Annotated in this window: 11 protein-coding genes (1 of these 11 only partly in view); 9 read left to right on the forward strand and 2 right to left on the reverse strand. The window is 24.3% G+C overall.

Going from position 1 to position 12,460, the window contains the following annotated elements:
• Window positions 1-378: the start of a formyltransferase family protein gene (locus AMN81_RS04485; protein ID WP_072090892.1), read on the reverse strand. The gene continues 480 nt to the left of window position 1, outside the view; 378 of the gene's 858 nt are visible here — the first part of the coding sequence; it begins with the start codon at window positions 376-378; its stop codon lies off the left edge, out of view.
• A 74-nt stretch (window positions 379-452) separates the two neighbouring features.
• On the opposite strand from AMN81_RS04485, the gene AMN81_RS04490 reads away from it, so the two are divergent.
• From AMN81_RS04490 to AMN81_RS04530, 9 genes are all read left to right on the forward strand, one after another.
• The gene (locus tag AMN81_RS04490) at window positions 453-1,115 is read left to right on the forward strand and encodes a cytidylyltransferase domain-containing protein (RefSeq protein ID WP_179850567.1); all 663 of its coding nucleotides are present in this window, start codon (window positions 453-455) and stop codon (window positions 1,113-1,115) included.
• A complete protein-coding gene (locus tag AMN81_RS04495; protein WP_072090894.1) occupies window positions 1,096-2,091 on the forward strand; it encodes a Gfo/Idh/MocA family protein in 996 nt (331 codons plus the stop codon). Before AMN81_RS04490 ends, AMN81_RS04495 begins: the two co-directional genes overlap by 20 nt.
• Window positions 2,081-3,172: a DegT/DnrJ/EryC1/StrS family aminotransferase gene (locus tag AMN81_RS04500; RefSeq protein WP_072090895.1), complete on the forward strand. Its 1,092-nt coding sequence runs from the start codon at window positions 2,081-2,083 to the stop codon at window positions 3,170-3,172. The genes AMN81_RS04495 and AMN81_RS04500 overlap by 11 nt, the downstream gene beginning before the upstream one ends.
• Before the next feature lie 126 nt (window positions 3,173-3,298).
• The gene (locus AMN81_RS04505; protein WP_072090896.1) at window positions 3,299-4,303 is read left to right on the forward strand and encodes an N-acetylneuraminate synthase family protein; all 1,005 of its coding nucleotides are present in this window, start codon (window positions 3,299-3,301) and stop codon (window positions 4,301-4,303) included.
• A 6-nt stretch (window positions 4,304-4,309) separates the two neighbouring features.
• Window positions 4,310-6,124: an asparagine synthase (glutamine-hydrolyzing) gene (asnB, locus tag AMN81_RS04510; protein WP_072090897.1), complete on the forward strand. Its 1,815-nt coding sequence runs from the start codon at window positions 4,310-4,312 to the stop codon at window positions 6,122-6,124.
• A 109-nt stretch (window positions 6,125-6,233) separates the two neighbouring features.
• Window positions 6,234-7,274 carry an NAD-dependent epimerase/dehydratase family protein gene (locus tag AMN81_RS04515; protein WP_072090898.1) on the forward strand — a complete coding sequence of 347 codons (1,041 nt, stop codon included), beginning with the start codon at window positions 6,234-6,236 and terminating at the stop codon, window positions 7,272-7,274.
• The gene (locus AMN81_RS04520; RefSeq protein WP_072090899.1) at window positions 7,271-8,659 is read left to right on the forward strand and encodes a surface carbohydrate biosynthesis protein; all 1,389 of its coding nucleotides are present in this window, start codon (window positions 7,271-7,273) and stop codon (window positions 8,657-8,659) included. Before AMN81_RS04515 ends, AMN81_RS04520 begins: the two co-directional genes overlap by 4 nt.
• Window positions 8,643-10,433: an ABC transporter ATP-binding protein gene (locus AMN81_RS04525; RefSeq protein ID WP_256998229.1), complete on the forward strand. Its 1,791-nt coding sequence runs from the start codon at window positions 8,643-8,645 to the stop codon at window positions 10,431-10,433. The genes AMN81_RS04520 and AMN81_RS04525 overlap by 17 nt, the downstream gene beginning before the upstream one ends.
• Window positions 10,434-10,592: 159 nt before the next feature.
• Window positions 10,593-11,372, forward strand: a complete 780-nt coding sequence (locus AMN81_RS04530) for a glycosyltransferase family A protein (protein ID WP_072090900.1) — start codon at window positions 10,593-10,595, stop codon at window positions 11,370-11,372.
• A gap of 8 nt (window positions 11,373-11,380) precedes the next feature.
• Here AMN81_RS04530 and AMN81_RS04535 read toward each other — a convergent pair whose 3' ends face one another.
• A complete protein-coding gene (locus AMN81_RS04535) occupies window positions 11,381-12,376 on the reverse strand; it encodes a glycosyltransferase family 4 protein (RefSeq protein WP_072090901.1) in 996 nt (331 codons plus the stop codon).
• Between the last annotated feature and the right edge of the window lie 84 nt (window positions 12,377-12,460).

Below are 12,460 nucleotides of genomic sequence, written 5' to 3' on the forward strand. Positions count from 1 at the left end.
TTCTCTATTAATTAATTGCCAATTCAAAGGAGATCCACCTCTATATTTTGGTAATTTGCCAGCATGGCAATTAATTATTCCATATCTTGGTAAGTTTAAAAAATCTTTTGGAAATATATAAGGAAAGCCACATATTATTCCTAGATCTATTTTTTTTAGATTATTTTTGATATTTGTTTTTCTTAAATTTGCAATTATTTGACTTGGTATATTAAATTTTTTGATTTTTTTTATAATTGATTTATTTAAAAACTTTTTTGAGAGAAAAATTTTATCGATTTTAATTTTTTTATTTAAAAACTTGGTTAATTCATATCCTCTATTACCATTAATAAATAGCGATATTTTAAATTGTATTTCTTTATTGAAATTATTCATGTTGTGTCTTAATCATTAATACTATTTTAAAATAAATAAATTTAAAACCATTTTTGACTACAGCAATTATACAAGTGAGGCTAAATTCCAAAAGATTGCCAGGTAAGGCATTGCTAAAAATTAATGATAAACCAGTTTTACAGAATATTATAGAGAGATTGAAAAAATCAAAATCTGTAAAAAAGATAATTGTATCAACCTCTAACAAAAAAAGTGATGATCCAATAGTTAGTTTTTGCAAAAAGAATAAGATATCAGTTTTTAAAGGCTCATTAAATAATGTTTTTAATAGAATAAAAATGACGTCAAAAAAGTTTAAATTAGATTATTTTTTAAGAGTTTGCGCTGATAGTCCATTAATTGATCCTGTTATAATTGATAGATGTATGAAAAAATTTCTCAAAGGAAATTATGATATTGTAACAAACAAATTTCCAAGATCTTATCCAAAAGGACAAACTGTTGAAATTATTAGGGTTCGTGCTTTAAATAAGATTAATGAAAAAATTTTAACTTCTGATCAAATAGAACATTTTACTAAATATTTTTATGATAATCCAAAAAAATTTAGAATCTACAATTTAAAGTTATCAAATCAAAAAAGATTCATCTCGATGGCATTAGATAGTAAAAATAACTTTGACTTTTTGAAAAAACTTACAAAAAAATATAAAGAAAAGATCAATGATTTATCTTTAAATCAATTAATTCAAATTTATGAAAAAAAAAATATTTAAAGCTGGAGTAATAGGCTTGGGTGTAGGCATGCATCATGTTAAAGCTTTAAAAAATCATCCAAATTGTATTGTAAAAAAAGTATATGATTTTAATAAATCAAAAAAATTAAACTTTAAAAAAAATTTTCCAAATATTGAATTTGTTAAAAATGAAAATGAAATATTCCAAGATAAAGAAATTAATATTATTTCTTTAGCTAGCTATGATAATTTTCACTACGATCAAATACTCAAGTGTATTAAAAATAAAAAAAATATTATTGTAGAAAAACCAATTTGTCTAAATCAAAAACAGCTTAGTTCAATAAATAATTTATTAAAAAAAACAAATTTAAAAATTACATCAAATATGGTTTTAAGAACTACAGGTTTATTTAGAGAAATAAAAAAAAAAATATCAAATAAAAAAATTATTTCTATAGAGGCTGATTATTTATGGGGAAGATCATTTAAATTATATCAGTGGAGATCAAAATTAAAAGAGTATTCAATAATTCATGGATGCGCTATTCATGTTATTGATTTAATTTTATGGTTATTAAATAAAAAACCAATCTCAGTTTATGCAAAAGGAAATAATATTGGAATTAATACGAAAAAATTTAAAAAACATTCTTATGTAATAATTTTATTAAAATACAATAATAACTTAATTGTAAAGATCACAGCTAACGCAAGCTCAATGTATCCTCATTTTCATGAATTAAAAATTTTTTCAAAGAATTCAACAATTACCCATAATTTACAAGGATCTTATGAAATTAAAGGAAACAAAAAAATAAAAAAACTTTCATCAAAATATCCAGATAAAAAAAACAGATTAAATTTAATTCATAGTTTTGTAGACAATTTAAAAAATAGATATACTAAATCTATTGTTGATAAAAAAGACATAATGAATTCTATGAGCATATCTTTAGCAGCTGAAAAATCTTTGAAAATGGGAAAAGAGATAAAAATAAAATATGAAAATTAATTTTTCTAGTAATAAAATAAAAAAACAGGATATCAAACAAGTTGAAAAAATCCTTAAAAGTGGATGGTTAACTCATGGTAAAAATACAATCAATTTTGAAAATGAATTTAAGAAATTTACAGGAGCAAAGTTTGCAATCACTGTCTCAAGTTGTACTGCTGGATTACATTTATCTTGCATGGCCCTACAATTAAAAAAAGGTGATGAGGTAATTGTTCCATCTCAAACTCATGTAGCAACTGCTCATGCAGTTAAATTGACTGGGGCAACTCCAATATTTTGTGATATTAATTACCTCACAGGCTTAATAAATCCAGAAAAGATTAAAAAAATTATTACCAAAAAAACTAAAGCTATTATTTTAGTACATATGAATGGTTTTTCTTGTGAAATTAATGAAATAAAAAAAATTTGTAAAAGAAAAAAAATTAAGATTATTGAAGATTGCGCACATGGTTTAGGCTCTATGTATAATAAAAAGCATGTTGGAAATTTTGGTATCGCAGGAGTTTTCTCTTTTTATCCAACAAAGCAAATTACCACTGGAGAAGGTGGAATGCTAATAACAAATAATAAACAATTTGCAAAAAAAATAAGGTCTATCAAAGCTTTCGGAATTGATAAGGATATTACCCAAAGAAAAATTCCTGGATACTATGATGTTAAGGACTTAGGGATAAACTATCGTATGACCGACTTTCAGGCTGCAATTGGTTATAAACAATTAAAAAGGTATCCTAAGGAACTTAAATTAAGAAAACAAAATGCAAAATATTTGTACTCACTTTTACAAAATTTAAAACATATAAAAATACCTAAATTTAATGAAGACTATTCTTATTTTATTTTTCCTATACATTCGACAAAAAGAAATAATTTAATGAAAAAATTAAAAGATAAAAAAATTGGCTTTAGTATACATTATGCTAAAGCGCTTCATCAAATGTCATATTATAAAAAAAAATCTTTTAAAATGATCAATGCAGAAAGATATGCTAAGACCAATATTTCCCTACCTATTTATGGAGCACTATCTAAAAATAAATTAAATTATATCTATAAGGCTTTAAATGAAATTTAAAAAAAAATTGTTTCTAATTGAAAGCTTAGATTTTTTAGTTAATAATTTATTAATTAAGTTTAGGCAAAATCATGAACTTCTTAAGCTATAAAAAAAAATTTAAAATGATGCTAAACTTTTAGGAAAATGAATTTTCTAAATAAATTTAAAAGAATTAAAAAACCTTTAATAATCGCTGAGATTGGGAATAATCATGAAGGAAATTTTAATAATGCTTTGAAACTAATAGATGCAGCTAAAAAATCAGGAGTGGATGCTGTTAAATTTCAGACTTTTAAAACTGATCTTTATTATTCTAAACATGACAAAGAAAGAGTTAAAAGGCTAAAAAAATTTGAATTATCATTTGAACAATTCTCAAAATTAGCCAAATTTGCAAAAAAAAAAAATTTGTTATTTATTTCAACTCCATTAGATTTAAAGAGCCTAGATCATTTAAAAAAAATTGTTGATATCATTAAAATATCTTCAGGAGACAACAATTTTCATGATTTAATTAAAAATTCTGTTAAGTCAAATAAAGAGCTAATAATATCAACTGGACTTACCTCGTTAAGAGAAATAGAAGGTTTAAAAAAATTTATTCAAGATTTGAATTTTATTAAAAAAACTTATTTTCTTCATTGTGTTGCCAATTATCCCGTAGATCCTAAAAATGCAAATTTAAATTTTATATTAAAATTAAAAAAAATTTTTAAAGATAATATTGGTTACTCAGATCATACAATTGGTATTGATGCATGTTTAATCTCATTTTCATTAGGATCTTTAATTATTGAGAAACATTTTACATTAGATAAATCATTCTCAAATTTCAGAGATCATGCAATTTCTGCCGATCCAAAGGACATGAGTGAATTAGTAAAAAAAATTGAGATTTATAGAAAGTTGATGAATAACAAAAAAGAAAAATATTTAAGTTGTGAAAATAAAGAACGAACTTTGTTTAGAAGATCTTATTATTTTAACAAAAACTTGTTGAAAAATACAATTATTAGATCAAATGATATAATTCCATTAAGGCCTGGTAATGGAATTAAATTAAATAAAAAACATCTTATAATAAATAAAAAAACAGTAAAAAATGTTAAAAAAGGATCAATAATAAAACTTTCAGATTTAAAAAATTAATTTTATATGTGTGGAATAGCAGGTTTCTATGGATCAAAATTACCAACTCGAAATAATATAAATATATCTAGCAAGTTAATAAGACATAGAGGTCCAGATGCCAAAGGTGTCAAAATTATAAAAAATGATAAATTAGTTTTAATTCATAGAAGATTATCAATTATTGATATTGATCAAAGATCAAATCAACCAATGGAATATGAAAATACTATCTTAATATTTAACGGAGAAATTTATAATTACATTGAAATTAAAAAACAATTAATTTCAATGGGACACACATTTAAAACAAATTCTGACACAGAAGTATTAATTCATGCTCTTAAACAATGGAAAGAAAAGGCAGTAGACTTTTTGGAAGGAATGTGGGCATTTGCTTGGTACGATAACAATACAAAAAAATTAATTTTATCAAGAGATAGATTTGGGGAAAAACCCTTATATTATTTTTTAAAAGATAAAAATTTTTTTTTTAGTTCTGAAATAAAATCTTTATCAGCGCTTTCATCTAAAAAATTTAAAATTAACTTTGAAAAAGTAGAGGAATTTTTAAAAAATGGTTATAAGTCTTCATTTAAGGACAAAAATTTATTTTTTAAAGATGTATTTCAAATTAAACCAGGATCACTTTTTATTGTCTATAAAAATAAAAAAACAAAAAGTATTGATTATTGGAAAAAAAAAAGAAAAATTTCGAATAAAAAAATAACATATAGAAAAATAGTAGAAAAGAATAAAACTAATCTAATTAGATCTGTTAAATTAAGAACACGATCAGATGTCCCAATTGGTTTTTGTATGAGTAGTGGAGTTGATTCTAATGGATTAATTTCAATAGCAAAGAAAAAATTAAAACAAAATATAATTGGTTATAATATATATAGTAAAAATAAAAATTATGATGAATACGGACTTACTAATAAATCTGCAAAAAAACTAAATATTAAATTAAAGTTAGTAAAAGTCCCAAGAACAAACTTTCTCAGAAATTTAAAAAAAATTATACAAAACAGAGGATATCCATTATTTACAATCTCCTATTTTTTACATTGGTTTATGATGAAACAAATGAAAAAAGATAGAATCAAAGTATCAATAAGTGGTTCAGCTGCGGATGAAATTTATTCTGGTTATATTGATCATTTTAATCAATATTTTTATCAAATTAAAAGTGACAAAGCTCTTCTTAATAAAACTAAATCTGATTGGCAAAGATATTTTCTAAAATTTATACAAAATAAAAATTTAAGAAAATATGATTTATATTTTAAAAATAAAAATTTTAGAGACCACATTTATGATAAATATCCAAATGAAATTTTTGTTAATCAAAAGAAATCAAGATTTAATGAAAAAAAATTTTCAAATGATTTATTGAGAAATAGAATGATGAATGAATTATATCATGAAATTGTTCCAGTTATACTTCATGAAGATGATTTAAATTCTATGAATTTTTCAATTGAAAATAGAACTCCTTATCTTGATAGCAAGATATATGATTTTATTCAATCTATACCAACTAAACATTTAGTAAAAAATGGATTTTTAAAATCAATATTAAGAGAATCTCTTAATAAAATAGCTCCTAATTTTATAATTAAAAATCGAAAAAAGATTGGATTTAATGCATCAATTTATGATTATATCAATATTAGATCAAAAAGTTTTAAATCAATTATTGAAAGCAAATCAAAAATATTTAACATAATTAATCGTAAAAAATTTTATGAATTTATTTTAAAAAATAAATCACCTGAAAATAGCAAACTTATATTTCGTTTTCTTTCAGCAAAATTTTTTTTAGACCAAAATACCTAATTATAATTAGGGAACTAAATGTAATTAATATACTTTATAAAGTGTTTGATGATAAATATGAAATTGTATTTTATAATAAAATCAATAAAAGAGTTGTGGAGTAAAATAAATGTTTGATCTTAAAAAACTTAAGGGCAAGAGTGTTGCTCTAGTTGGTGGAGCGGGCTTTATTGGACATAATTTAGCACTGAAACTGAAAGAATTGGGAGCAGAACCATATGTAATAGATGGATTGCAAGTAAATAACATTGGCTATTATACTAGTGATTATGAAAAAAATATAAATGCAGAACGATATATTGCTTTTATTAATGAGAGACTTTCATTGCTCCGTAAAGCAAAGATAGGTCTAAAAATAATTGATGTTCGTGATTATCATGCCATTAGTCATGCTATCAATGAAATAAAACCAGAAACTGTAGTTCATTTAGCTGCGATAGCACATGCCAACAGGTCTAATAAAGATCCATTTTCAACTTTTGATCATAGTTTGAGAACATTAGAAAATGTTCTAGATGTAACCCGTTCTAAAGGCATTCATGTAATCTACTTTTCTTCCTCAATGGTCTATGGAAATTTTGATGGTGAAACTGTCACAGAAGACAGGGAGTGTAATCCAATGGGAATTTATGGAGCTTTAAAGTATGGTGCTGAAAAACTTGTTATTGGATATAACCAGGTTTTTAATCTTCCTTATACTATTATTCGTCCCTCAGCTCTTTATGGTGAGCGTTGTGTAAGTAGAAGAGTAGGTCAGGCTTTTATTGAAAATGCTCTTGTTGGAGAAGATTTGACAGTAAATGGAGATGGTAAAGAAGGTCTAGACTTTACTTACATCAATGATCTTGTACAAGGTATTATTTTATCAATAATCAAATCAGATAGTATAAATCAAATTTTTAATATTACTTTCGGCGCAGCTCGTTCCATTAATCAATTAGCTGAGATTGTTATGGAAAAATTTCCAGGAATTAAGCTGCATCACAAAAAACGAGATGGTCTGATGCCAGAAAGAGGAACTTTAAGTATTGCAAAAGCGCAAAAGTTGCTTGGATATACCCCTCAACATCCTGTTGAGAAAGGATTTGTTCAATATATTGATTGGTATAAGAATTTCGCTGAGAGCAACCCACAGTTTTTCAAAAAGTGAATATTTACATAAAAATAGAGGTAAAACGTAGAGAACTTGAATCAAGGTTATTACTAGCGATGGCCGCAGCTGAAAGAGGTCATCAAGTTTTACTTGGAGCAAGTAACTTAACATTAGATTTAGTCAAACAAAAAAAATTAAAACCAGGGATAATATTTGAAAAAAGTATTGTGCCATCAAAAAAAAGAATTAATCAACTGAGGGCTTATAAAAAAAATAATTGTAAAATTACTGTTATTGATGAAGAAGGTGGATTTATTAATAATAACTTTACTACTGAATTTTTAAAAGAAAGATTCTCTGCACAATCAGTAGCACTTACGGATAAGGTTTTTACATGGGGAACTAGAGACTATAAAAAGTTTATTAATTACTTTAAGAAATTTAAAAATAAGTTTTCTCGAACTGGGAATCCGAGAATAGATTTTTGGAGAAAAGAGTTTAATTGTTACTATAAAAATCAAAAATTAAATCAGATTAAACCAAAGGATAATTTTATATTACTTGCATCAAATTTTGGAGCAATGGTTCATGAGCATAGGATTTGGCAAGAAATAAGTTTGCTTAGAGAACTTAATAATTTTAAAAGAGGACGTGATGAATTTTTATTTTATGAGTATAAGTCTTATAAAATAAGATTAGCTGCAAAATTTGTAAAAGCATTTAGAAAAATATCAAAAAAATTTAAAAATTTAAAAATAGTAATCCGACCTCATCCTACAGAAAGTGTAAAAGCCTGGAAATCAATAATAGGTGATCATAAAAATATCTATGTTATAAATGATGGATCAATAGGCAAATGGATAAGAAAAGCAAAATTAGTGGTGCATAATAGCTGCACTAGTGGAATCGAGTCGTATATTGCAAATGTACCAACTATTGCTTACAGACCTTTAAAGTCAAATTTTGATTTAAAATTCCCAAATGCTTTATCAATTAACATTTATGATGAAGAAAATTTGATTAAAAAAATTGAACAAATTATCAAAAAGAATAAAAATTTTTATAATAAAGATAAAAAACTAAATAATTATTTTTATAACTTAGAAAATAATTTTGCATTTGAAAATATAGTAAATGAATGGGAAAAAATTGATGATGGTAGATTATCTGAAAAAAATAATTTTTTAAAATTGAAAGTTATTGCGAACAGTAAAGAACTAAAAGGAAAAATAATTAATAGAGTTTTCTCTAAAACTGCAAACAAATCATCTTCTAACAGCGCAACATATAAATTTCCAAAAATAACAAATAATGAATTAATGACATTAACTAATGGAATAAAAAATACCTTAAAAAGATTTAAAAAAGTAAATGTAGAGCTATTTTCGGATAGATTAATTTTAGTAAATAAAAAAAATAATAACAATGACAATTCTTGGTAAACTCATATTTATTTTAACACCAAAGGAACGGAAAAGTGCATCATTTTTATTATTGATGATTTTATTGATGGCATTGATTGATGTGATTGGTGTGGCTTCTATTTTGCCATTTATGTCAGTTCTTGTTAATCCAAGTCTTATTGAAACAAATTTTATTTTAATTAAAATGTTTGAATTTTTTAAGAGTTTTGGAATAGAAAATAAGGAACAATTTCTATTTCTTCTTGGTACCATAGTATTTGTTATACTAATAACTTCACTTATTTTTAAAGCCATCACAACCTACTTCCAGATAAGATTTAAAGAAATGGTACAATATAGTCTTAGCAAACGTTTGGTGGAAAAATATTTACATCAACCTTACGAATGGTTTTTGAGCAATCATACTGCTGAAGCAGGAAAGACAATTTTATCAGAAGTATCCAATGTATGTTCATCAGGTATTAGACCATTATTTGAACTTATTTCTAGAGCTATAGTTTCAATTTTAATTATCATTTTATTATTTTTAACTGATCCAAAACTAACCCTTGGGGTTGGTTTTCTAATTGGAGGAATTTATTATCTTATTTTCTTTTTCTCAAAAAAATATCTTAATTTAATTGGAGAGGAAAACTTGCAACAAAATCATCTACGTTATAAATCAATAATAGATGCGTTTGGTGCTTCTAAAGAAGTTAAAGTTAGAGGATTAGAGAAAAATTTTATCAAAAATTTCTCTGTACCATCAAAAATCTTTGCAGTAAATAAGGCTTTTGTTGGACTTGTTAGTTTATTGCCACGATATATTCTTGAAGCAACAGCTTTTGGAGGAATTATATTAATAATTCTTTATAAAATGTCTCAGTCAGGAACTTTTAGTACAGCTTTACCAATAATAAGTTTGTATGTATTCGCTGGTTATCGATTAATGCCAGCAGCTCAAAATATTTATGCATCCTTTTCTCAAATTACCTTTACTGGTCCTTCGATTGAAAAGTTATATACTGACATTAACAATCTAAATCCAATAGATTTAGATCAAGATGAAAGTGTCTTACCTTTGAATAAAAAAATTTCTCTAAAAAATATTTGCTACAGCTATCCCAATGCATCTAGAACGGCATTAAAAAATATTAGCTTAAATATATCTGTAAAAAATACTATAGGTCTTGTAGGCGCTACTGGAAGTGGCAAAACAACAATTGTTGATATAATTTTAGGATTATTAGAAGCTCAAAAAGGAAATTTAGAAATAGATGGAAAAATTATAAATAAACAAAACACTAAATCTTGGCAACGTTCTATTGGTTATGTCCCTCAACAAATTTATCTTTCAGATGATACTATTGCAGCAAATATTGCTTTTGGACAAGAGCCAAAAGATATTAACGATGAAGAAATTCAAAAAGTTTCTAAAATTGCAAATTTACATGAGTTCATAATGAATGAATTACCAAATCAATACCAAACTATTATTGGGGAGAGAGGTGTTAGATTGTCAGGCGGTCAACGTCAAAGAATTGGAATTGCAAGAGCACTATATTTTAATCCTCAAGTATTAATTTTAGATGAAGCAACTAGTGCATTAGACAATCTTACTGAAAAACATGTTATGGATGCAGTAAATAATCTTAGTAAACATAAAACAATCATAATGATTGCACATCGTTTAAGTACAGTCAAAAATTGTGATAAAATTTTTTTATTTGAAAAAGGAGAATTAAAAAATGAAGGCACATTCGACGAGTTAATCAATAAGAATGAAAATTTTAAGAAATCTGTTATCAATTGATTAAAAAATTTCAAAAGCTTATGATTAAGTTATAATTGTAAGAAACTTTGATAAGTATGATTGCAATTTTCTTAAAAAAATTTTAGATATGTTTTTGATATCAAAGGAGTTTTTTTAAGAAATAATAGTTTCAAAAAATATAATACAAGTTTAATTTTTATGAAAAAATTACCTTATGTCACAATTATCATTCCATACAAAAATAATCTAGAATATTTGTTTATTGCACTGAAATCTATCTTCAAACAATCTTATAAAAACTTTAAGATTTTAATCGTATATGATGATGAAGATAAATCTGATTTATTTAAAATTAAAAAATTTTTTAAGAACACTTTGTTTAAAAGAAAGATATCTTATAAAATAATAGTCAATAAGCATAGTTTAGGTGCTGGATATGCAAGAAATGTTGGCATAAAAAAAAGTAATACCAAATATTTGGCCTTTTTAGACTCCGATGATATTTGGGATAAAAATAAACTAAATATTCAAATTAATTTTATGGAAAAAAATAATATTTTATTTTCTCACACTTCTTACCACGTAATTAATTCAAATAATAAAATTATTTCATCTAGATCTGCAAGGAATGAAATTATATTTAAGGATCTAATTAAATCATGTGATATAGGTTTATCGACAGTAATTGTGAGTTCAAGTTTACTTGGCAAAGATAAACTTATTTTTCCACGAATAAAAACTAAAGAGGATTATGTTTTATGGTTACAAATAGTAAAAAAAATTAAAACTATAAGAGGACTTAATATTAAACTTACTTACTATCGTAAAACAAAAAACTCACTTTCATCAGATAAATTGCTTAGCTTAATTAATGGATACAAAGTTTATAGAAATTATATGAATTATGGATTGATTAAATCATTATTTTATTTATTTATCTTATCTATAAATTCTCTAAAAAAGACGATTATAAATTAAAATTAAACTCAATTATTATATTTTTTAATTGTAAGCAATCTTAATACAAAGAATATAGCAAAGCCTATTATAAAAATACTTAACGATAACAATTTAGAAATTTCACTTATTTTATAACCAAGAAAAATAATTAAAGAATTAACTAATAAAAATAAAATTATAGATAACAATCTATTTCCATGTAATATTTTATACATTATATGATGCAAGTGAGTATTGTCTGGTTCAAAGATAGATTTTTTGTTTATTAATCTATTAATACTTACAAAAAGAAAATCATAAACTGGGTACCACAATGGCCAAATTAAAATTGCTGGGTGAATATTGAAGCTGTTGTAAAGCTCAATAGTCGTAAAACTTATAAAAAAACCAATAAATAAACTACCAGAGTCTCCACTAAAAACTTTAAATTTATTTTTTGAGGGGAGTAAATTTAAAATTAGATTTAAAAAACCTGCTATTGCAAAAAATTTTAACAAGTTTTTTGTTTCTATGTCATCAATTAAAAAAATATAATATAGAAGACAACTTAAAAAAAAGGTCAAAAGTAAACCATCTATTCCATCAATATAATTTGTAGCATTAATTAGTAATCCAATTGCTAGTAACAAAAATGGAATTTTAAATTTTCCTAATTCTATATTTCCTAAGTATTCATATTGACCTAAGTCACTAATAGATATTCCATTAAAAATTAAATAAATAGATGGAATTATTATCAATACAATTTTGGATGAAGGGCTTAAATTTATCCTATCATCTACAAAACCTGTTAAACAAACAAAAAAACCTATTGATACGATGAATTCTATATTATAGTTCAGCTCACTTAAAGATATTATGCTTAAAAAAAATAAATAAATAATTAATCCACCAGTATTTATGGTTGGTGTTCTATGAATTCCTCTTTTGTTGGGTTTATCAAAATAGCCTAAATATATTGATAGAAATATAGTACTCGAACAAATTAAAATATATATTGTGAGAAATTTTAGAATTAACATTTTTTATTTAATAATCGACTAATCTTAAAAATAAAAATTTTATAACATCTGTTTATAGTGTATTAGTTTTATCTATTAATAATT

The organism is Candidatus Pelagibacter communis, assembly GCF_001179845.1.
GTDB classification, from domain to species: domain Bacteria; phylum Pseudomonadota; class Alphaproteobacteria; order Pelagibacterales; family Pelagibacteraceae; genus Pelagibacter; species Pelagibacter ubique_Q.